The organism is Streptomyces sp. NPDC102270 (genome assembly GCF_044766405.1).
In the GTDB taxonomy this organism is placed as follows: domain Bacteria; phylum Actinomycetota; class Actinomycetes; order Streptomycetales; family Streptomycetaceae; genus Streptomyces.
The window spans coordinates 17,949-37,836 of the sequence record NZ_JBIWLX010000035.1 but is presented as its reverse complement, the minus strand read 5'-3'; the positions used below and the strand labels follow the sequence as shown (position 1 = coordinate 37,836).

General features: G+C 70.2%; 19 protein-coding genes. 9 read left to right on the top strand and 10 right to left on the bottom strand.

Annotation, left to right across the window (positions count from 1 at the left end):
• Window positions 1–22 precede the first annotated feature (22 nt).
• A complete protein-coding gene (locus tag ACIRP7_RS42865; RefSeq protein WP_403671604.1) occupies window positions 23–943 on the top strand; it encodes a DUF3558 domain-containing protein in 921 nt (306 codons plus the stop codon).
• A 119-nt stretch (window positions 944–1,062) separates the two neighbouring features.
• Window positions 1,063–2,322: a DUF2637 domain-containing protein gene (locus ACIRP7_RS42860; RefSeq protein ID WP_403671601.1), complete on the top strand. Its 1,260-nt coding sequence runs from the start codon at window positions 1,063–1,065 to the stop codon at window positions 2,320–2,322.
• A 96-nt stretch (window positions 2,323–2,418) separates the two neighbouring features.
• Here ACIRP7_RS42860 and lysS read toward each other — a convergent pair whose 3' ends face one another.
• Window positions 2,419–4,164, bottom strand: coding sequence for a lysine--tRNA ligase (gene lysS, locus ACIRP7_RS42855; RefSeq protein ID WP_403671598.1), 1,746 nt, complete (start codon window positions 4,162–4,164; stop codon window positions 2,419–2,421).
• Between the two features lie 148 nt (window positions 4,165–4,312).
• On the opposite strand from lysS, the gene argS reads away from it, so the two are divergent.
• Window positions 4,313–6,070 carry an arginine--tRNA ligase gene (gene argS, locus ACIRP7_RS42850; protein ID WP_403671595.1) on the top strand — a complete coding sequence of 586 codons (1,758 nt, stop codon included), beginning with the start codon at window positions 4,313–4,315 and terminating at the stop codon, window positions 6,068–6,070.
• Window positions 6,071–6,090: 20 nt separating this feature from the next.
• On the opposite strand, the gene ACIRP7_RS42845 is transcribed toward argS, so the two are convergent.
• A complete protein-coding gene (locus ACIRP7_RS42845; protein WP_403671593.1) occupies window positions 6,091–6,492 on the bottom strand; it encodes an ATP-binding protein in 402 nt (133 codons plus the stop codon).
• A 113-nt stretch (window positions 6,493–6,605) separates the two neighbouring features.
• On the opposite strand from ACIRP7_RS42845, the gene ACIRP7_RS42840 reads away from it, so the two are divergent.
• From ACIRP7_RS42840 to ACIRP7_RS42820, 5 genes are read left to right on the top strand one after another with little or no spacing between them, the layout of a single operon-like run.
• The gene (locus ACIRP7_RS42840; protein ID WP_403671590.1) at window positions 6,606–7,433 is read left to right on the top strand and encodes a Scr1 family TA system antitoxin-like transcriptional regulator; all 828 of its coding nucleotides are present in this window, start codon (window positions 6,606–6,608) and stop codon (window positions 7,431–7,433) included.
• Window positions 7,430–7,615 carry a DUF397 domain-containing protein gene (locus ACIRP7_RS42835; protein ID WP_403671588.1) on the top strand — a complete coding sequence of 62 codons (186 nt, stop codon included), beginning with the start codon at window positions 7,430–7,432 and terminating at the stop codon, window positions 7,613–7,615. The genes ACIRP7_RS42840 and ACIRP7_RS42835 overlap by 4 nt, the downstream gene beginning before the upstream one ends.
• Before the next feature lie 44 nt (window positions 7,616–7,659).
• Window positions 7,660–8,478 (top strand): DUF4253 domain-containing protein, encoded by an 819-nt coding sequence (locus ACIRP7_RS42830; protein WP_403671585.1) that lies wholly within the window; start codon window positions 7,660–7,662, stop codon window positions 8,476–8,478.
• Window positions 8,469–8,726, top strand: a complete 258-nt coding sequence (locus ACIRP7_RS42825) for a polymorphic toxin type 24 domain-containing protein (protein ID WP_403671582.1) — start codon at window positions 8,469–8,471, stop codon at window positions 8,724–8,726. The genes ACIRP7_RS42830 and ACIRP7_RS42825 overlap by 10 nt, the downstream gene beginning before the upstream one ends.
• On the top strand, window positions 8,723–9,226 hold the full coding sequence (locus ACIRP7_RS42820; RefSeq protein WP_403671579.1) for a hypothetical protein: 504 nt from the start codon (window positions 8,723–8,725) through the stop codon (window positions 9,224–9,226). The genes ACIRP7_RS42825 and ACIRP7_RS42820 overlap by 4 nt, the downstream gene beginning before the upstream one ends.
• A 6-nt stretch (window positions 9,227–9,232) precedes the next feature.
• Here ACIRP7_RS42820 and ACIRP7_RS42815 read toward each other — a convergent pair whose 3' ends face one another.
• Window positions 9,233–10,444, bottom strand: a complete 1,212-nt coding sequence (locus ACIRP7_RS42815) for a PLP-dependent aminotransferase family protein (protein ID WP_403671576.1) — start codon at window positions 10,442–10,444, stop codon at window positions 9,233–9,235.
• Window positions 10,445–10,557: 113 nt separating this feature from the next.
• Entirely contained in the window at window positions 10,558–11,460 is a 903-nt protein-coding gene (locus ACIRP7_RS42810) for an SAM-dependent methyltransferase (RefSeq protein ID WP_403671573.1), read from the bottom strand.
• A 232-nt stretch (window positions 11,461–11,692) separates the two neighbouring features.
• Between ACIRP7_RS42810 and ACIRP7_RS42805 the strand changes: the two genes are divergently transcribed.
• Entirely contained in the window at window positions 11,693–11,866 is a 174-nt protein-coding gene (locus ACIRP7_RS42805; protein ID WP_403671570.1) for a hypothetical protein, read from the top strand.
• Between the two features lie 29 nt (window positions 11,867–11,895).
• On the opposite strand, the gene ACIRP7_RS42800 is transcribed toward ACIRP7_RS42805, so the two are convergent.
• The 6 genes from ACIRP7_RS42800 to ACIRP7_RS42775 form a co-directional block, all read right to left on the bottom strand.
• Window positions 11,896–12,255, bottom strand: a complete 360-nt coding sequence (locus tag ACIRP7_RS42800; RefSeq protein ID WP_403671567.1) for a DUF805 domain-containing protein — start codon at window positions 12,253–12,255, stop codon at window positions 11,896–11,898.
• Between the two features lie 294 nt (window positions 12,256–12,549).
• On the bottom strand, window positions 12,550–13,542 hold the full coding sequence (gene hemB / locus ACIRP7_RS42795; RefSeq protein WP_403671564.1) for a porphobilinogen synthase: 993 nt from the start codon (window positions 13,540–13,542) through the stop codon (window positions 12,550–12,552).
• An 81-nt stretch (window positions 13,543–13,623) separates the two neighbouring features.
• Window positions 13,624–13,983 (bottom strand): hypothetical protein, encoded by a 360-nt coding sequence (locus ACIRP7_RS42790; RefSeq protein WP_403671561.1) that lies wholly within the window; start codon window positions 13,981–13,983, stop codon window positions 13,624–13,626.
• A 38-nt stretch (window positions 13,984–14,021) separates the two neighbouring features.
• Entirely contained in the window at window positions 14,022–14,900 is an 879-nt protein-coding gene (locus ACIRP7_RS42785; protein WP_403671558.1) for a glycine betaine ABC transporter substrate-binding protein, read from the bottom strand.
• Window positions 14,901–14,981: 81 nt separating this feature from the next.
• Window positions 14,982–15,623, bottom strand: coding sequence for a hypothetical protein (locus tag ACIRP7_RS42780; RefSeq protein ID WP_403671556.1), 642 nt, complete (start codon window positions 15,621–15,623; stop codon window positions 14,982–14,984).
• Between the two features lie 272 nt (window positions 15,624–15,895).
• Window positions 15,896–19,840 (bottom strand): helix-turn-helix domain-containing protein, encoded by a 3,945-nt coding sequence (locus tag ACIRP7_RS42775; RefSeq protein WP_403671553.1) that lies wholly within the window; start codon window positions 19,838–19,840, stop codon window positions 15,896–15,898.
• Between the last annotated feature and the right edge of the window lie 48 nt (window positions 19,841–19,888).

The following is a 19,888-nucleotide window of genomic DNA, read 5'->3' as shown; positions in this document are numbered from 1 at the left end:
GACGGCAGGAACCACAAGCGTCATGAGTGAAGGAACCATGCAGCGACGAGCAGAGCGTGACCAGGGTGTTCAGCGAGCGAAGCGTCTTCACCGCGTCCTTGTCTGCGCGGCCGCAGTCCCGGTGATGCTGATCGCCGCCGGCTGCTCCTCCGACTCCGGCGACTCCGGCTCCGGCAGCGGTGGCGACAAGGCCGCGGACGCCGGTGCGACGGTGTCGGCCTCCGCGAGCGCGGCGCCCACGGTGCAGGCGGCGGCGTACAAGTCGCTTCCCGAGTCGTGCGGGGTGCTGTCCGCGAAGACCTTGAAGTCGCTGGTGCCCGAGGCTCCGAAGGCCGGCAAGAAGGGCACGTCGGAGGCGGGTACGCGCGGCAGTTGCTCGTGGAGCAGCCTCGACAACAACGGGGTGAAGGGCTCTCAGTTCCGCTGGCTGAATGTGTCTCTGCTGCGTTTCGAGTCGGACACCTCGCGCGGTACGGGTGAGGCGCAGGCGCAGAAGTACTACGAGCAGCAGATTCAGGATGCCCAGTCGGTGGCCGGTGCGAAGAACGCCAAGTCGCAGCCGGTGTCGGGGACGGGTGACGCGGCGACGCTGGTGCGTTACGACCTGAAGAAGAAGGAAGGCTCCTTCAAGCAGCAGACGGTGGTCACGCGCGTGGAGAACGTCGTGGTGACCGTCGACTACAACGGTGCGGGTCTGGCCGGTGACAAGGCGCCGAGCGCGGACAGCCTCGCGAAGCTCGCGGAGCGGGCCGCCAAGGAGACGGTGACCGCGGTGGCGGCGGCGAACGGCGAGGGTGCGGCGAGCCCGGCCCCGTCGGAGTCCGCGTCGGGTTCGAAGGCCCCGTCGAAGTCCGCGTCCCCGTCCGCGGCGCCCTCGAAGTCCGCGTCCGGGGCCGCCTCGAAGTCGGCATCTCCGTCCAAGTCGGCCGCGAAGTCGGGCTGAAGAAGTACTGACGGCACGTACCGGCCATCCGTGCGCAGCACATATGTGCCACTCTGTTGCGCGCAACAACAGGTACAGGGAGGGGAGTACGGGTGTCCGCGCCCATGCAGCTGACTCGAATGCATCGCATTCTCATAGGCGTGGTCGTGTTCGGCGCCGTGATCATCGCCGGCATCGGCTTCGCGGGGTCGTACGCGGCCGTTCGTGAACTCGCCATCCAAAAGGGCTTCGGGAACTTCAGTTACGTCTTCCCGATCGGTATCGACGCGGGCATCTGTGTCCTGTTGTCGCTGGACCTGCTCCTGACCTGGATCCGTATCCCGTTCCCGTTGCTGCGCCAGACGGCGTGGCTCCTGACGGTCGCCACGATCGCCTTCAACGGCGCGGCGGCCTGGCCGGACCCGCTGGGTGTGGGGATGCACGCGGTGATCCCGATCCTGTTCGTGGTGTCGGTGGAGGCGGCCCGGCACGCGATCGGCCGGATCGCGGACATCACGGCGGACAAGCACATGGAGGGGGTCCGCCTCACCCGCTGGCTGCTGTCCCCCGTCCCCACGTTCCTGCTGTGGCGCCGGATGAAGCTGTGGGAGCTGCGCTCCTACGAGCAGGTCATCAAGCTCGAGCAGGACCGTCTTGTCTATCAGGCCCGTCTGCACTCCCGCTTCGGCCGGGCCTGGCGTCGCAAGGCTCCGGTGGAGTCCCTGATGCCGCTCCGGCTGGCCAGGTACGGGGTTCCGCTGGCGGAGACGGCTCCGGCGGGACTGGCGGCGGCGGGCATCGAGCCGGTCCTGCTTCCGCCGGCTCCCGCGATCGACGCGGTGGCGGGCGCTCGTGACGCCGGGGCGGCTCCCGACCCGCAGCGGGCGGCGGCGGCCGGTGAGCAGCGCCGTGAGCTGAACGGCACCTCGCAGCAGCCTCAGGCGCAGCAGGAACCGGAGCCCGACCTGAGCCCCTGGTTCGAGGCCCCGCAGCAGATCGAGTACCACGGCGGCTACAACCCCGACTACGACCCCGCGGAGCAGTACAACCGCTGGTACGAGGAGCAGATGGAGGCCGAGCAGTACGAGCTGCAGCAGATCCAGTACGAGGAGCCCCCCAGGGAGCCCTCGATGGAGGAGACGGGCAGCTTTCCCATCCCGGTGAGCAACGGCCGTACCCGGGAGCTCGGTGAGGGCGGTGGCACTCCGGAACCGACGGAGGAAGACTTCTACCAGGTCTTCAAGAAGTCGATAGACGGCAGCTATCCCTCCCCCGGCCAGCTCCGGGGTGACGTGGAGGCGACGTACGGTGTCGTGCTCCCCCAGCGGGAGGCCGAGCGCATGGTCAACCGCTTCACGAACCGTCACACCGCGGAGCTCCAGGAAGACCACATCGCCTGAGACACGCGAAAGGGGCCCTCGTCCGAGAACTCCGGGAAATCCGGGAAATCCGGGAAATCCGGGAACTCTGGAACGAGGGCCCTTTCTGCGAACCGCCTACTCCCCGAGCAGCGCCCGGACCCGCTCCTGGCCCACGGCGAGCAGCAGCGTGGGCAGCCGGGGCCCGGTGTCCCGGGAGACCAGCAGCTGGTAGAGCAGGGCGAAGAACGTCCGCTGAGCGGTCTTGATCTCGGCCGGCAGTTCCTTGGGCGTGGCGTCCGCGGAGAATCCGGCCTGCACCTTGGGCACGCCGTACACCAGGTGGGTCAGCCCGTCGAGCGACCAGTGCGAGGCCAGCCCGTCGAGGAGCAGCCGGAGCGACTGCTGGGATGCCTCGTCGAGGGACTTCAGCAGTTCGGCGTCGGGCTCGCTGCGCACGACGGTCCGCTGGTCGGCGGGCACCTGGGTGTTGATCCAGGCTTCGGCCTTGTCGTAGCGGGGCCGGGCCTCGTCCAGCGACGAGAGCGGGTTGTCGGGGTCCAGGTCGCTGAGGATGCGCAGCGCCTGGTCCGCGTGCCCGGCGGTGATGTCGGCGACGGAGGCGAGGGTCCGGTACGGCAGGGGCCGGGGCGTCGTCGGGAGCGGCCCGCCGGCGGTGCCCACCGCGCGGGAGTGCGCGGCGACGTCGCCCGGCAGCGCGGATCCGTCGGCGACCTTGGTGTCCAGCTTGTCCCACTCGTCGTAGAGCCGCTGGATCTCCTGGTCGAAGGCGATCTTGAAGGACTGGTTGGGCCTGCGGCGGGCGTAGAGCCAGCGCAGGAGCTGCGGCTCCATGATCTTCAGCGCGTCGCCCGGCGTGGGCACCCCGCCCTTCGACGACGACATCTTCGCCATCCCGGAGATCCCGACGAAGGCGTACATCGGTCCGATCGGCTGCTTCCCGCCGAAGATCCCGACGATCTGCCCGCCGACCTGGAAGGAGGAGCCGGGCGAGGAGTGGTCGACGCCGCTGGGCTCGAAGACGACGCCCTCGTAGGCCCACCGCATCGGCCAGTCGACCTTCCAGACGAGCTTGCCGCGGTTGAACTCGTTGAGCCGGACGGTCTCGGAGAACCCGCAGGTGTTGCAGGTGTACGACAGCTCGGTCGTGGCGTCGTCGTAGGAGGTGACGGTGGTGAGGTCCTTCTCGCAGTTGCCGCAGTAGGGCTTGTACGGGAAGTACCCGGCGGATCCGGAGGAGCCGTCGTCCTCGGCGGCCGCGCCGGACCCTTCGGCGGCCTCGACCTCGGCGTCGTCGAGAGGCTTCTGCTGCTTCTTCGCGGCGGCCGGGACCTTCTTGGTCCGGTACTGGTCGAGGATCGCGTCGATGTCCCCGCGGTGCGCCATGGCGTGCAGGATCTGCTCGCGGTAGACGCCCGAGGTGTACTGCGCGGTCTGGCTGATCCCGTCGAATTCGACGCCGAGCTCGGCGAGCGCGTCGACCATGGCGGCCTTGAAGTGCTCGGCCCAGTTCGGGTGGGCGGACCCCTTGGGCGCGGGCACGGAGGTCAGGGGCTTGCCGATGTGCTCGGCCCACGACTCGTCGACCCCGGTGACACCGGCCGGAACCTTGCGGTACCGGTCGTAGTCGTCCCAGGAGATGAGGTGCCGCACCTGGTGGCCGCGGCGCCGGATCTCGTCGGCGACGAGGTGGGGGGTCATGACCTCGCGCAGGTTCCCGAGGTGGATCGGTCCCGAGGGCGACAGCCCGGACGCGACGACGACCGGTTTGCCCGGGGCCCGACGCTCCGACTCCTCGATGACCTCATCCGCGAAACGGGAGACCCAGTCGGTGGTCTCGGTGCTCTGAGCCACGATCGGCACGTCCTCTTTTACTGAAGTACTGGAGTACTGAAGGCTTGATGGACACCTCATTCTCCCAGACCGCCCCGCGCCGGAGAAAACCGCTTTACCTCCCATGGGATACTGACCGTGTCTATCTGATCCCCCGAGGAGAACGGCACCCACTCCCATGGCCCCGGTCACGTCCCTCAGCGACTCCGTCAATCAGCAGCTCGGCTCCGCGATCTCGGCCACGCTGCCGGAGGCCTCCGCGGACCCACTGCTGCGACGCAGCGACCGGGCCGACTTCCAGGCGAACGGCATCCTTGCGCTCGCCAAGAAGGCCAAGGCGAACCCGCGGGACCTGGCGACGCAGGTGGTGTCGCAGATCGTCACCGGTGACGTGATCAAGGAGGTCGAGGTCTCCGGCCCCGGGTTCCTGAACGTGACGATCACGGACCGGGCGATCACCGAGACCCTCGCCGCGCGCTATGAGGACGGCGACCGCCTCGGCGTACCGCTCAAGGACGAGCCCGGCATCACGGTGATCGACTACGCCCAGCCGAACGTGGCGAAGGAGATGCACGTCGGGCACCTGCGCTCCGCGGTGATCGGCGACGCCCTGCGCGGCATGCTCGACTTCACCGGTGAGAAGACGATCGGCCGGCACCACATCGGCGACTGGGGCACCCAGTTCGGCATGCTCATCCAGTACCTGATCGAGAACCCGGGCGAGCTGGCCCCTCCGGGCGAGGTCGACGGCGAGCAGGCCATGTCGAACCTGAACCGGGTGTACAAGGCGTCCCGTGTGGTCTTCGACTCCGACGAGGAGTTCAAGGAGCGGGCGCGGAAGCGGGTCGTCGCCCTGCAGTCCGGTGACAAGGAGACCCTCGAACTCTGGCAGCAGTTCGTGGACGAGTCGAAGGTCTACTTCTACTCGGTCTTCGAGAAGCTGGACATGGAGATCCGCGACGAGGAGATCGTCGGCGAGTCGGCGTACAACGAGGGCATGCCCGAGACCGCCCGCCTCCTGGAGGAGATGGGCGTCGCGGTCCGCTCCGAGGGCGCACTCGTCGTCTTCTTCGACGAGATCCGCGGCAAGGACGACCAGCCGGTCCCGCTGATCGTGCAGAAGGCGGACGGCGGCTTCGGCTACGCGGCCTCCGACCTGACGGCGATCCGCAACCGGGTCACCGACCTGCACGCGACGACACTGCTGTACGTCGTGGACGTACGCCAGTCGCTCCACTTCAAGATGGTCTTCGAGGCTGCCCGCCGGGCCGGCTGGCTGTCCGACGATGTCACCGCGCACAACATGGGCTACGGCACGGTGCTCGGCGCGGACGGCAAGCCGTTCAAGACACGTGAGGGCGAGACCGTCAAGCTGGAGGACCTGCTGGACGAGGCGGTGCAGCGGGCGGCAGAGGTCGTGCGCGAAAAGGCCAAGGACCTCACCGAGGACGAGATCCAGGAGCGGGCTGCACAGGTGGGCATCGGCGCGGTGAAGTACGCCGACCTGTCTACGTCCCCCAACCGGGACTACAAGTTTGACCTGGACCAGATGGTCTCGCTGAACGGCGACACGTCCGTGTACCTCCAGTACGCGTACGCACGTATCCAGTCGATCCTGCGCAAGGCGGGAGAGGTACGGCCGGCCGCCCACCCGGAGCTCGAACTGGCGGAGCCGGAGCGGGCGTTGGGCCTGCACCTGGACACGTTCGGCAGCACGGTCTTCGAGGCGGCCGCGGAGTACGCCCCGCACAAGCTGGCGGCGTACCTCTACCAGCTGGCCTCGCTGTTCACGTCGTTCTACGACAAGTGCCCGGTGATCAAACCGGCACCGCCGAAGGACATCGCGGAGAACCGTCTGCTCCTGTGCGACCTGACGGCCCGGACCCTGCACCAGGGCATGGCGCTGCTGGGGATCAGGACGCCCGAGAAGCTCTGACCTGTCGGTTGGGGAAGGCGCTACGGCACGACGAACTCGCACCACACCGCCTTCCCCGACTCCCGCTCCCGCACCCCCCACCGGTCACTCAGCGCGGCCACCAGCAACAGCCCCCGTCCGCCCTCGTCCCCGTCACGGACGATGTGCGGCACACCGCCCCCGCTGTCGTGCACCTCGACGACCAGGGTGCTCACGTCGTACCGCAGGAACAGCCGCAACTGGCGTCCGGGCGGTACGCCGTGCAGCAGCGCGTTCGTCACCAGTTCGCTCACGCAGAGCAGTACGTCGTCCGCCCGCGAGTTCTCCGCGAGGCCCCAGCCGGCCAGGGCCTCGGCCGTGAAGCGGCGGGCGGCCTGCGCGGACCGGCGTTCACGGCGGAAGAACCTCTCGCGCAGGAGCGGTAGTTGGGTCGTCTCGTTCACGAGACGAGGGTCGCGGAGAGTGACTACAGTTGATCACTCCGTGAACCCGTACAGATTTTTTGTACGGGCTCACACCCGGTGACGTACGCGACCGCAGGGGGATGGAGACCTTCATGAGCGCCAGGAAGCCGCCGCGGCCGAAGAACCTCACGTCCATGAAGATGCTGGGCAGACAACTCGGCACCGCGCGCCGCGCCGCGGGCCACACCCAGACCGCCCTCGCCGACCTCGTCCGCGTCGACGAGGAGACCATCGCGTCGATCGAGCAGGGCAGGCGGACACTGAAACCGGACCTGGCCGCGCTGCTGGACGAAGTCCTGGAGACGAAGGGGATGTTGGCGGCGGGCGTGGCCAACCTGCCGGACATCGACCAGTTCCCGATGTGGGCCGAGCTGTACATGGAGCATGAGCGGGAGGCCATCTCCCTGTCCTGGTACGACAACGCGGTCCTGCCCGGCCTCCTCCAGACCGACCAGTACGTCCGGGCCGTACTCCGCAACCGGGTGCCCGCGTACGACGAGGACGAGATCGAGACGCGTACGGCGGCCCGCCTGGAACGTCAGGAGATCCTGCACCGCAGGAACCCGCCGACGCTGAGCTTCATCGTGTGGGAGCCGGTGCTGCACATGAGGATCAGCGGACAAAACGTCTGGAGGGAGCAACTGCGCCATCTGCGAGTGCTGACTGAACTCCCGTGCGTGTCTCTCCAGTTCCTACCACTGAACAGTCCGTACAACGCGGGCCTGAACGGCCCCTTCACTCTCCTCGAAACCCCGGACCACCAGCACCTCGCGTACACCGAGTCGCAGCGCGGCAGCCAGTGGGTTTCTGACGCGGATGAGGTATCCAGGCTGGCGCGCAAATATGCGATGCTGCGGACGCAGGCCCTGACCACACAGGACTCCAGGGACCTGCTCGACCGCCTGCTAGGAGAGCAATGAGCGCCGAAGGACTTCAGTGGTTCAAGTCGACCTACAGCGGCGACGAAGGCGGCCAGTGCGTCGAGGTAGCCACCTGCCCCCACACCATCCACATCCGCGACTCCAAGAACCCCGAAGCAAGTGGCCCCACCCTCAAGGTCACCCCCACCACCTGGACCGCCTTCACCACCGCTCTCAAGTAGCGCGCCGTCGGTCATTGTCAGTGGCGGCCCCTACAGTCACGGGCATGGCGACTCTTCCCAACCCGCTGCCCACCCTCGCGGCAGACCCGAGCGGTCGTTCGCTCGGACTTGGACTCCCCCTGGGGAGACTGATCGACGCGACCGACGACGGACCGTGGCACGAACCGCTGCTGTGGCATGCCGAGTACGCCGCGTCCTCCGGCGCATGGACCGCACTGGGCACACCGGCGGCCCGAGCCGGGCTGCTGCCTGTCCTGATAGACGTCGGCGGGACTCAAGGCGGGCCGGAGGAGTGGGAGTTGATGCCCGGGGAGATGTCGTACCCCGGGGACCACGACCCGGAGGAGGTGCTGGCGGGCTTCTGGGAGGAGTACGCCGACGACGAGCTCGGCGCCGACGAGGAGTTCTTCAGCGACACCTGGCCCGGTCTGGCCAAGGCCCCCGCCTCCCTCCCCGCCGACCCCGACACCCGGGCCGCCGAGACCGCCGACGCGCTCCTCGACGAGGGTTCGTGGTTCAAGGAGCCGCGTCTCGCCCTGGTCCCGGCCCGCCGCAGCGCGGACATCCCGGCGGCGATCGGCTGGACGGGCCCGTTGAACCACGAGAACGACGTGGCCCGCCTCTGCGCTGTCCTCCGCTCCTGGGAGGACCGCTTCGGCATACGCGTCATCGCGCTCAGCTTCGACCAGTTGGTCGTCTCCGTAGCCGCCCCGCCTGCCACGAGGGAGGAAGCCGAGGCCGTCGCTGCCGAGCACTTCGCGTTCTGCCCGGACAACATCACCCAGGGGCACCACGAGGCCCTGTCCGAGTACGCCGAACACGCGGTGCTGGGCCAGCGCGTCTGGTCCTTCTGGTGGGACTGACCGGTCCCGGGAAGCACCCGAGGCGATTCTACAAAACGGACCCGCAGACCGGCAAAGTCACCAACTACACGACGTACGACTCCGAAGGCCGTGCGGTGAAGCGGGTCGACCTGGAGGGCCGTCCGCACGGCGGGGTGGACACCCCGCACGTCGTAGAGTACGAGCGCAACACCAACCCGAAAACCGGTCAGGTCTTCGTGCGCCCGTCGAACGAAGTACGCGCCGCGTTCCCCTGGGAGATCCCGTGACCAGCAGCAAGCCGTCGTGGACCGACCGGAGGCTGCCGGCGTTCTTCACCAGGTGGCGCACGGACTGGAAGGACGAGAACCTCACCCCGGCCAACTACCTCGACTTCGAGGGCGGCCTGCGCTTCGTCCTGGCCGCGGCCTGGCTGTTCTGCCCCGAGACGGTCGAGTACCGCGGCGGTGTGTTCCTCAAGGCACGGTTCGGTCAGGAGAACGTCGACAACTGGTTCACGAACCTGGGTGACGACCGGGAACGTGTCGAAGCAGTCACCAACCAGGTCAAGTTGTGGGACACCTTCGTCAACACACCTCTGACGGACGACGATCAACTCGGCGAGGAACTGCCTCAACTCGCGCTGGCCCTGGGGGAATGCTGGCAGGGCATCCTGTCCGCCCGGTACCCCGACCTGGAGATCACCGTCGAGGTGAGCGACGAGGAGGACGGCTCCTACGGTCCGACCGTCACCTTCTGGACCGCCCCGTCCGTCACCCCCTTCGGCTAGCGCGTCTCACACACCGGCCCGGTCGCCCCGCAGCCCCTCCCCCAGCCTCCGCAGCCCCTCCCCGATCTCCTCCGGCGTCTGCGTCACGAAGCACAGCCGCAGGGTCGAGCGGTCGGGCTCACCGGCGTAGAAGGGCGCGCCCGGGACGTAGGCGACATCCCGGCGCACGACCTGCGGCAGCAGCGCGGTCGTGTCGTACGACGACGGAAGCCTCGCCCAGAGGAACATGCCGCCCTCGGGCCGGGTCCAGGCCGACCCCTCGGGCAGGGCGTCGGCCAGCCCCGCCAGCATGGCGTCCCGGCGCTCCCGGTACACGCCCGCGACCCGCGTCACATGCGCGTCGAGGTCGCGGTCGGCCAAGTACCGTGCCGCGGCGAGCTGGTTGACGGTCGGGGTGTGCAGATCGGCGGCCTGCTTGGCGACCGCGCAGGCCCGCCGCAGGTCACCGGGCGCCCGCAGCCAGCCGAGCCGCAGCCCGGGGGCCATGACCTTGGAGAAGGACCCGAGCAGCACGACCCGGTCGCGGACCTCCTCGTGGGACGCGATCCACGGCACCCGCTCGCCCTCGAAGCGGAGTTCGCCGTACGGGTCGTCCTCCACGATCCACAGCCCGCACCGCGCGGCCACCGACGCGACGGCGGCCCGGCGCTCGGCGGACATGGTCCGTCCGGTCGGGTTCTGGAAGGTCGGCACGGTGTAGAGCAGCTTGGGCCGCTCCCGCACGACGAGCTCCTCCAGTGCCACGGGGTCGGGCCCCTCCGCGTCCCCCGGCACGGCCACCACCCGCGCGCCCGCGAACCCGAACGCCTGAAGTGCGGCCAGATAGCAGGGGCTCTCGACGAGAACCGTGTCCCCGGGCTCCAGCAGCGCGGTGGCGAGCAGCGACAGTGCCTGCTGCGAGCCGGTGGTGACGAGGATGTCGTCGGCCTCCGTGGGCAGTCCGCGAGCCGAGGTCCGCTCCGCCAGGGCCGTCCGCAGCGCGGGCTCGCCCTCGGTCGTCGAGTACTGGAGCGCGCGCGAGGGCATCTCCTCCAGCACCGCCCGGTAGGCGTCCGCGATGCCCTGCGCGTCGAACAGTTCCGGCGCGGGCAGCCCGCCCGCGAAGTTGATGACCTCGGGGCGGGCGGTGACGGCGAGGATGTCCCGTACGGGAGACCCGCCGACCGCCCGGGCCCGGGCGGCGAGCGGCGGCACGGAGGCGAACGTGGGCACCGTCATGGGCACGGCTCCTTCGACTGCGACGACGGGACGACTGGATGCCGCGCAGCCTAGAGAACCGAGTGCCGCCTACACGTACCTTTCCGCGATACGGACGCCGGGCGCCCGGCCCCTCAGCTCTTCGTGCCGGTGGCCGCGTAGACGTTGATGTCGTCGTCCGTGACGTCGTTGATGTCGCGGTAGCGGATCTTCTCGATGTCGTCGAGGGACGCGAAGTCCTCCGCGTCGATGGCGGGCGGCGCGGGCGCCGGGCCGGGGTGCCACAGATGGGCGGGAACGACCCCGGGCTCGTCCAGCGTGACACCGGGCGCCTCGGTGAAGAACCGCTCCACCTCGGCCTTGGACCGGAACACGAAGGTGAACCCGCGCTCGGTGTACGTCCGCTGGACCGCGCGGGTCGGCTCGGGGTGCATCTCGTCGGTCAGGTGGCTGAGCACGAGCCGGCTCCCCGACGGCAGCGCCTCCACGAGTTCCCGCACGATCGGGAAGGCCTCCTCGTCCTCGACGAAGTGCAGGATCGCGACCAGGCACAGTGCGATGGGCTGGTCGAAGTCCAGGGTCTTGGCGGCCTGCTCGATGATCTGCTGGGGGCTCTTGAAGTCGGCGTCGATGTAGTCCGTACGTCCCTCGGGGCCGCTGGTGAGCAGCGCACGCGCGTGGGCCAGCACCACGGGGTCGTTGTCGACGTACACGACCCGGGAGTCGGGCCGGATGCGCTGGGCGATCTGGTGGACGTTCTCGGCGGTGGGCAGCCCGGTGCCGATGTCGAGGAACTGCCGGATCCCGTCCCGCTCGGCCAGCCTGTCGACGGCCCGGCGCATGAAGTCGCGGTTGTGGCGTACGTCGAGGTAGCCACGCGGGTTGGCGGCGAGCGCGGCGGCGGCCGCCTCGCGGTCGGCGGGGTAGTTGTCCTTGCCGCCGAGGAAGACGTCGTAGACGCGGGCCGGATGTGCCTTGGTGGTGTCGATCCTCTTGGCCAGTTCGGCCGGGTCCTGGCTCAGCGCGTCACCGGACATGGGCGTCTCCCCTATGAGTCGGTCCTTCAACGGACAACCACCACGATGGTCAAGAACCTAACTCTCGGGGGCAGTTGATGGTGCCCGGTGCCCGACATGCCCCGTCCCGCGTCCCGCGCCGGGGACTCGGGACACCACGTCCCCGCAGGTCACAGAGGCCTGAGCGACCAGGCCGTCCCGAATCCCCCTGCCAGGGCTGGCGGACGCCCCCTCCACCCCGCAGCCTGATCCCATGCCCATCCGCCCCCGCACGCCCCGTGTGCTCGCCGCAACCGCCCTCGCTCTCCTCACCCTTGTCACGCTGACGGGATGCAACGACGGCCAGGGCGTACGCGACGAGGGCCCGGCCACGAACAGAGCGGCCGCCGTCACCGCCCCGGAACACCAGAAAGCCGCCCGGCACTGACCGGGCGGCCTCGGAGAAGAGCTACGGCGTCACGCGTACGTGGGGGCGATGGCCTTCGGGTTGGGACCGTACTTGTTGTCACCGGGCTCGCTGTCCAGCACCGAGAAGACGAACAGAGTGATCGGACCGGCGATCGGGACGAACTGGAACAGGATCCACCAGCCGCTGCGGCCCGTGTCGTGCAGACGGCGCGCGGTGACGGCCAGGCCGGGCAGCAGGAAGGCGACGATGGGGAGGAACACGATCCACGTCTGCTTGGTGACGACACTGAGGACGAGGAACACGACGTAGATGATCGTGGCGAACAGCGCGAACATCCAGTATTCCTTGCGGCGCGCACGCCCGCTGAAGACCGCGTACTTCTTGAGAACTTCGATGAACCAGCTCATGGTGGTGTCCCCCCAGAGATCGCCGTTCGGAACCGTTCCGAATGGATCAGGCCAGGCGCAGAAGATATGGAGGATGTCGGGAACTCGTCAATTCGACGGATGTAAGCGGTTCATCAAGCCGGACGGCCGACACAGCACGACAAATCCACCGTGACCGGGTGCGCATTACGGACAGATCGCCAGAAGGTCGCCGGGCGAAGTGGGCTTTGTTATCCGGGCGTTGGCCGGTTCGAGCTCCTGCCGTATCCGGACCGAGCTCGAACCGTTGCCGTGACACGCCGTCCGGCGGTGCCGTCAGGCGAGTTTCTGAGCCACTTCGGTCGCCCAGTAGGTGAGGATGTTCCGCGCCCCGGCCCGCTTGATCCCGGTCAGCGCCTCCAGGATCGCCCGGTCGCGGTCGATCCAGCCCTTCTCGGCGGCGGCCTCGATCATCGAGTACTCACCGGAGATCTGATAGGCGGCGACCGGCACGTCGACGGCGTCGGCGACCCGGGCGAGGATGTCGAGGTAGGGCCCCGCCGGCTTGACCATCACCATGTCGGCGCCCTCCTCCAGATCGAGGGCGAGCTCACGCAGCGACTCCCGTACGTTCGCGGGATCCTGCTGGTAGGTCTTGCGGTCGCCCTGCAGCGAGGACCCGACGGCCTCCCGGAACGGCCCGTAGAACGCGGACGCGTACTTCACCGTGTACGCGAGGATCGCGACGTCCTCCCGCCCGATCTGGTCGAGGGCGTCCCGGACGACACCGATCTGCCCGTCCATCATCCCGCTGGGCCCGACCACATGGGCCCCGGCGTCGGCCTGTACCTGGGCCATCTCGGCGTACCGCTCCAGGGTCGCGTCGTTGTCGACCCGCCCCTGGTCGTCCAGCACCCCGCAGTGCCCGTGATCGGTCGTCTCGTCGAGACACAGATCGGACATCACGAGAAGCTCGTCACCGACCTCGGCCCGCACGTCCCGCAGGGCGACCTGCAGAATCCCGTCGGGGTCCGTGCCCGGCGTGCCGAGAGCGTCCTTCTTCGACTCCTCCGGCACCCCGAACAGCATGATCCCGGAGATCCCGGCGGCGACGGCCTCCGCGGCGGCCTTCTTCAGACTGTCCCGCGTGTGCTGCACGACCCCGGGCATGGCCGCGATCGGCACGGGCTCGCTGACGCCCTCCCGCACGAACGCCGGGAGGATGAAGTCAGCGGGGTGCAGCCGGGTCTCGGCCACCATGCGCCGCATGACGGGGCTGGTCCGCAACCGCCGCGGCCGCGAGCCGGGAAAGGATCCGTACGTCGTCATACACCTACGCTACGCCCGCCCCGGGGGCACCTTTGCCGACGGTCTGTCGCCGGCCGGGCCCCGGGGCGGGCGGTGGTCGTCCTACGACTGGTGGTACGTGAAGGTACGGCCGTTCTTGGACTTCGGTACGTACACCTCGTGCCATTTCCAGCCGGCCGGCGGACGGACGTAGTGGAGCTCGACCGAGCTGTTGGTCTGCCACCAGTAGTTCCAGGCCGTGGTGCAGCCGTTGGCCGGGACGTCCCAGAACCGGGAGTTGACCCAGTCGCCCTGGTCGTTGTAGCCGACGAGGAAGAACTTCAGGGCGGAGCCGTTGTCGTTGCAGACCTGGACCTGCACGTTGGCGGTCGCGGCGCTGGCCGTCGCGGGTGCCGCGAGGACGCCGGTGGCGGAGGCCAGGGCGAGCGCGGCGATGGTGAGCTTTCTGCGGACGTTGCCCATGTCGCTGGTGCCTTTCGGAAGAGGGGGTCGGGGGGTGTTCAGCCGAGCAGGCCGTTGGACCGCAGCCAGGTCCGCGCCGTGGCTGACGGGGCTGCCCCGCCGTCGACGGAAGCGGCGAGTACGGCCAACTGTGCTGTGGTCAGACGGGAGTTGAGGCTGGCAAGGGCCTTGCTCGCGGCCAGGCCCGCGTAGGGGGCGCCGATGAGCGGGAAGACGTGCTCGGGGGGCAGGGCGTTCTTCGGATCGGTCAGCACGACCAGGCCGTCCCGGGTGATGACGGGGTCGGTGCCGCGCAGGACCAGGACGTCGGCGGTGGCCGAGGTACGGGTCTCGGTGAGGTGGGTGCCGTAGGCCTCCTGCAGCGAGGCGACCGACGGGGCGTCCGGATCGCCGGAGGCGGGGCCGCCGAGGGTGAGGCGGCCGGGCTTCGCGAGGTCGGCGAGGGTGCGCAGGCCGTGTGTGCGGGCGGTGGCCCGGGTGACCGCGAGGACGACGCCGTTCTGTGCCTGCGCGGGTGGCAGGGCGTCGATGCCCTGGGGCAGAGCCATGCTGAGGGTGGCGGCCATGTTGCCGGGCAGAGTCTGGCCGGCGGGCAGGGCGCGCAGGGTCGAGGTCTCGTAGGCGGGTGCGAGACCGATCCGCCCCTCCACCACGGCTCGCGTGGTGGCGGCCGGAGAGGAGTAACGGGTGCTCGCCATGCGCGCCTTCACCCCTGCGTCGGCGAGCAGTTCGCCGTACAGGGCCGCCACGATCCGGCTCTCCGCCGAACCGTCGGTGCCGATCACGACCGGCCCCGCGTCATCCGCGTAGGCGGCCGCGGCGTTTCCCTTCGCCGTGCCACCGCAGCCCGTCAGGAACAGCAGCGAGCAGAGGGCGGCAGCGACAGCGGCACGCGGACGAAGACGACTTGCTGGCATCACGGAACACCACTTCTCGGTGGGGGCGGGCGGCCCGGTGCGGTCGCTTGCCCGGCGCCGCCCGCTGTCCTGGGGGACGGTTCAGCAGTGCGAAGCGCGCTCGCCGGACGTCATCGGCGCGTCGTGGAAGGTGACGTAGCCGTTCTTGGGGTGGTCCTGGTCCCAGCCGGCCGCCTGGTAGTTGTTGACGTACCAGATGTAGTGGCCGTAGTAGCGCTTGCCGAAGTGGAGCTCGTACCAGCCCGTGGCCTTCTGCTTGGCGGTGCCGCGCTGGAGCCAGCCCTTGTAGCCGGGGCGGACGTTGAGCGTCTTGGTCTCGGAGTCGGTGTGCGAGGCCGTCCAGGAGTGGGAGTACGAGACCTCCACGGAGACCTTGTAGACCTCCCAGAACTCCACTCCCGCCTCGATCGCGACGCCGACCGTGTTCGTGGCGGAGGTCGTGTCCGACCAGTTGACCGTGTGCTGGTTGATCTCGGAGGCGCAGTTGAACGCGGTGGAGCCCACCTGGTGCCCAGGCCCGGTGTACGCGGTGTAGCTCTGCGGGTGGAACTTGCACAGGTCGGCCGTGCTGCACGCCTGGAGCAGCTGGCGGACCGAGGGGCTGCTGTCGGCGTAGGACTGCGGGGCCGCCATGAGGGAGGCGCCCAGGGCGAGGGCCGCGACGGCACCGGCGCTGCGGGCGAGGCGGCGGGAGGGGGTGGTGGCACGGAACGCAAAACGCATCGAATACTCCAGTGGAAGACGGCTTCCCACTGCGGGGAAACTCGGCTGAGGACATCCCGGGAATTGCTGCGCTTCTTCGTTTTGCCGGCCCTCGGGGGTGTGAGGGCCGGCACGGTGACCGCGCCACTACCGCACCGGGGGGAGGAGTCGGCAGTGGTGGAGCGGGCCGTTCGACAACCACTCTCGGAGCCCCGGAGTTGTTGATCAATGCAGGTCAGAGGGGTAAACAAAGCGATCGGCGACCCTACCGACGGGTACACCAACGCTCGGTGTCACCGGTGTTTCCGTGCGACGGCCGACGTGTTCCGGGGTGCCGGCGGCTTTCCCTCGGCCGGCTTTTTCGTCCTCCGGTTCTCGCCCTGACCCGCCTGGTTCCCGCCCGTGTGGTGTTCCTTCCGGGGCCGGGGATCGGGGGCGGGCGAGGGCTTCGCCTTGTCGGCGGCGCCCGGGAGCACGGCCGCTGACGGTGGCGATGGTGTGCGGGCCGGCTCGACAAGGCCGGGGCCTGCCTCGGTCGCGGCCTGCGCGGACCCGTCGTCCGGGCGGGGCCCGTCACAGACAAGCCGGTAGGACGCGCCGGGAAGGTAGCGCCGCCACTCGGCGACGGTCAGAGACCGCCCCGCGCGGACACAGAGCCGGGCGGCGACCTGCGCGGGACCTACGGGATAGGCCTGGACGGAGACATGCGGCCCGGCGGCGTAGAGGTAGCCGTCGGAGCCGAAGGCCAGGGACTCGATCACGTCACCCGAGATTGCCGGGCCGTCGCCCAGGGGCCGGTTCAGGCTGAGGTCCCACAGGCGCAGGGCTCCTGAGCTGTAGGCGACGGCGAGGGTGCTGCCGTCGGGGCCGAAGGCCAGGGCGGTGACCCGCGCGCAGGCGGTGCAACCGGCGACGGCAGAGGGCGCGGGGATCACGGCCAGCGGGTCACGGTACGTTCCGGTGTCCCACATGGTGACGGTGCCGAAGGCCCCACCCGTCGCCACATGGCTGCCACCGGGACTGACCGCGAGCTCGTATGTCTGTCCTCCGTCGTTGAACGAGGGGTGCAGGTCGGGCCCCACCAGCGCTATGGCCGTCCGGCCAGCGAAGCCCGCAGCCAGGGCCTCCTTGCTCACGGCCTTCGGATCGTCCGACCGCACCCACGGGATCCCGTGCGAGGTGTCCCACATCCGCCCGACGAGCGGTCCCGCGGGTGTGCTCCAGCCGACCACCAGCTTCCGGCCGCGCGCGGTGAGGATGATGGCGCGGGCCGTGGACGCGGCCGGACCCGTCACGTCGAACAAGGTGCCCTTCCCGCCGGCCGGTGAGACGTCGCGCACCGCGAACCGAGCGGTGGGCACGGGTCCGGACACCCCGGTGGTGCCGTAGGCGATGCTGCTGCTGTCCGGGCTGAAGGCCAGCAGCGGGCGGGAGGACCCGGCGAGGCCGGTGGCCAGGCGGGGGAAGGGCAGTTCGGCGACGAGGCGGGTGGAACGGGTCTCCCGGATGCGGAGCAGGTAGCCGGCCGCGGTCCGCTCCGCGGTCGCGAGGAACCGGCCGTCCGGACTGAGCAGTACGGCGTCCACGGGTCGTGCGCGCCACGGGGAGGCCAGGGCGGAGGCGAGGTCGAGGGAGTGCACGGTGCTGCCCGTCAGATAGCGCAGGGCCCGGCCGGCGGGGTCCCAGGCGAGGGCGGTGACGGAGCTGCCGGGCCCCGGCCGGCGCAGCACCGGCAGCCGGGGTGCCGAGATCCGCCAGACCGTGACACCGTCGGGGCCGGACGCCGCCAGGAACGCTCCGTCCGGCGTGAAGGCGAGGTGCCCGGTGGCCGGCCCGGCGAGATCGGCGAGTCGTCGTCCGGTGGCCGTGTCCCAGACGCGGACGCCGGTGTCCGTGGCCACGGCGAGCCGGGCGCCGTCCACGCCGAAGACGACGCTCCCCGAGGAGCAGTCCGCCGTCCGCAGGGTCCCCCAGTCGCCCGGCCTGGCCGCGTCGCGGGCGGTGTCCCACACCTGCGGCGGCCGGTCCGGTCGGCAGACGGCCACCAGCGAGTCGTCCGGCGAGGGGACGGGATAGGTGTTGCCGGCCGCCTCGAACAAGGTCCTGCCGTCGTCGGCCGCACGCAGCCGCACCTCGGGGTCCGGTCCGGAGTCCCGTACGACATAGCTGTTCCCGTCGGCCCCGATGCCGAGGACCCGGCCACCCGTCACGGCATGACCGGTACCGGCCCCCGCGGTCAGGTGCCACAGGCGCCCGCCGTCGGTCAGCAGGGTCCGGCCCGCCGGGTCCGCCTCGGCCACCCGGCCGTCCGGCAGCGGCCCCGATCCGGTGGCGCGGTGCGTGGCCACGTCCCAGGAGAACCAGGCGCCGGTCCCCGCCACCAGCAGGGTGCGGCCGGAGTCGACGAGGAAGGCACGGTCGTCGTCACCGAGCACGGGCCCCGTCAGGACGTCGTCCTCGGGTTCGGCGAGTGTGCTGATCAGGGCCGCGCGGCTGACCGGGGAGGGGGCGAGCCGCCAGGAGGCCACGCTGAGCAGGGCGGCGGTACGGGGATCGACCGCCTGGGTCCGGGCGGCGAGGGCGGCGGCCTCCAGGGCCGTGGCGCGGATGTTCTCCAGGTCCGCCGCGTTGCCGCGCTGCCAGGCGACCTGCGCGGCGACAAGCGCGCCCACCACCACGACGGTGCACACCACAGCCAGTGACCGCATCCGCCGTTGTATTCGCCTCGCCTTCCAGCGCTCCATGGAGTCGGCGACCCGGGAGGCGCTGAGGAAGGCCCGTTCCCGCCCGGTGAGGTCATGGTCGCTGGTGCCCCGGTCGAACAGCAGGTCGGCCACGGCGAGCTGGGTTCCCCGGTAGAGGCTGCAGGGGTCGTGGTCGCGCTCCGTCCACCGCCGCGCGACCTCGCTGAGGCGGCGGTGCTCGCGCAGCCGTTCCCGGTTCGTCTCGATCCACGCCTGAAGCCTCGGCCAGTGCGTGATCAGGGCCTCGTGGGCGAGTTCGACGTTCCCCTCGTCCAGGAGGACGAGCCGGGCGCGGGCGAGCCGGTCGAGGACGACCGGCAGCTCGGGGTCGGGCCACTCGCGCAGATCGGCGAGGCTGACCGGGCGACGGGTGTCGGCGCTGCCCTCACCGGGGGTGATGAGCGCCAGCAGCAGCCGCCGTGCGGTGACGACCTGGACAGGTGAGAGACGGCCGTAGACCTCTTCGGCGGCCGCGGCGATCGCTCCGTTGATGCCGCCCGCCGCCTCGTACGCGGCGAGCGTCAGAACGCCGCTGGTCCGTCTTCGCCAGGTCTCCCGCAGGGCCTGCGAGAGCAGCGGCAGCGCGCCGGGCCGGTCCGCGGCCTCCTCGACGATCCGGGCGGTGAGCTCCCGCTCCACCCGCAGCCCCGCCGCGGTGGCCGGCCTGACCACCGCCTCCTGCAACTCCGCCCGTGTCATGGGCCGGACGGCCAGGGCGTGGTGCTGCAGCGCGTGGGCCAGACCGTCGTGCTGTGCGCAGCGCGGGAGGAATCTTCCGCCCACCGCGATCACCACCCGCAGCCGGCTCGCCGGTTCAGCGGCGGCCAGGAGCCGGTCCACGAACCGCCAGCGGTCGGCCCGGTCCCGGCACAGCGTGAAGATCTCCTCGAACTGGTCCACCACCACGAACCGTTCCGGCCCGTCCGGCGCCGGATCGAGCAGCTTCTCGTGGGTGGCGGCGGGCCGGGCCCCCGGCGTGATCAGCCGGAGTTCCATATCGCAGTCCTGCTCCCGGATCAGGCTGTCGAGACGCGGCAGCAGCCCGGCCCGCAGAAGCGAGGACTTCCCGCTGCCCGAGGTGCCGTGCAGCACGGCGAACCGGTGGTCCACCACCAGCTTCAGCGCGTCGTCGGCCAACCGGTCCCGGCCGAAGAACAGGTCCCGGTCGCCCGGCTCGAACCGCGCCAGCCCCTGATAGGGCGAGTCCCCCTCCTCCGCCCCCTGCGGCGCCGCCTCCTCGGCGACGGCCTCCCGACGGCGCTCCCACTCGTCCGGATCCGCTCCACAGGCCCGCGCATACGCCCGTACCACCGCGGCCGACGCGAGCCGCTCGCCGGAGGCGGCCCGCGACAGGGCGGTCACGGAGAGGCCGGTGAGCTGGGCCATCGCCCGGTACGACGGTGATCCGCCGTCCCTGCGAAGCGCCCGCAGCTCGTTCGCGAAGCGCTGTACGGGCCCTGCGCCGGGGTCCACTGGTCGTTCGGGACGGCCCAAGACGCCACCTCACCTCAGGACATACACCGTCACGGCAAGCGATTTCCT

Excerpts from the sequence above, each read along its gene's own strand:
- ACIRP7_RS42800 (WP_403671567.1), bottom strand. The coding sequence starts at position 12,255 with ATGAGCTGGTTCATCGAAGTTCTCAAGAAGTACGCGGTCTTCAGCGGG.
- ACIRP7_RS42810 (WP_403671573.1), bottom strand. The coding sequence starts at position 11,460 with ATGTCCGGTGACGCGCTGAGCCAGGACCCGGCCGAACTGGCCAAGAGG.
- ACIRP7_RS42805 (WP_403671570.1), top strand. The coding sequence starts at position 11,693 with ATGCCCATCCGCCCCCGCACGCCCCGTGTGCTCGCCGCAACCGCCCTC.
- ACIRP7_RS42840 (WP_403671590.1), top strand. The coding sequence starts at position 6,606 with ATGAGCGCCAGGAAGCCGCCGCGGCCGAAGAACCTCACGTCCATGAAG.
- ACIRP7_RS42790 (WP_403671561.1), bottom strand. The coding sequence starts at position 13,983 with ATGGGCAACGTCCGCAGAAAGCTCACCATCGCCGCGCTCGCCCTGGCC.
- ACIRP7_RS42815 (WP_403671576.1), bottom strand. The coding sequence starts at position 10,444 with ATGACGGTGCCCACGTTCGCCTCCGTGCCGCCGCTCGCCGCCCGGGCC.
- hemB (WP_403671564.1), bottom strand. The coding sequence starts at position 13,542 with ATGACGACGTACGGATCCTTTCCCGGCTCGCGGCCGCGGCGGTTGCGG.
- ACIRP7_RS42780 (WP_403671556.1), bottom strand. The coding sequence starts at position 15,623 with ATGCGTTTTGCGTTCCGTGCCACCACCCCCTCCCGCCGCCTCGCCCGC.
- ACIRP7_RS42865 (WP_403671604.1), top strand. The coding sequence starts at position 23 with ATGAGTGAAGGAACCATGCAGCGACGAGCAGAGCGTGACCAGGGTGTT.
- ACIRP7_RS42860 (WP_403671601.1), top strand. The coding sequence starts at position 1,063 with ATGCATCGCATTCTCATAGGCGTGGTCGTGTTCGGCGCCGTGATCATC.
- ACIRP7_RS42785 (WP_403671558.1), bottom strand. The coding sequence starts at position 14,900 with ATGCCAGCAAGTCGTCTTCGTCCGCGTGCCGCTGTCGCTGCCGCCCTC.
- ACIRP7_RS42830 (WP_403671585.1), top strand. The coding sequence starts at position 7,660 with ATGGCGACTCTTCCCAACCCGCTGCCCACCCTCGCGGCAGACCCGAGC.
- ACIRP7_RS42835 (WP_403671588.1), top strand. The coding sequence starts at position 7,430 with ATGAGCGCCGAAGGACTTCAGTGGTTCAAGTCGACCTACAGCGGCGAC.
- argS (WP_403671595.1), top strand. The coding sequence starts at position 4,313 with ATGGCCCCGGTCACGTCCCTCAGCGACTCCGTCAATCAGCAGCTCGGC.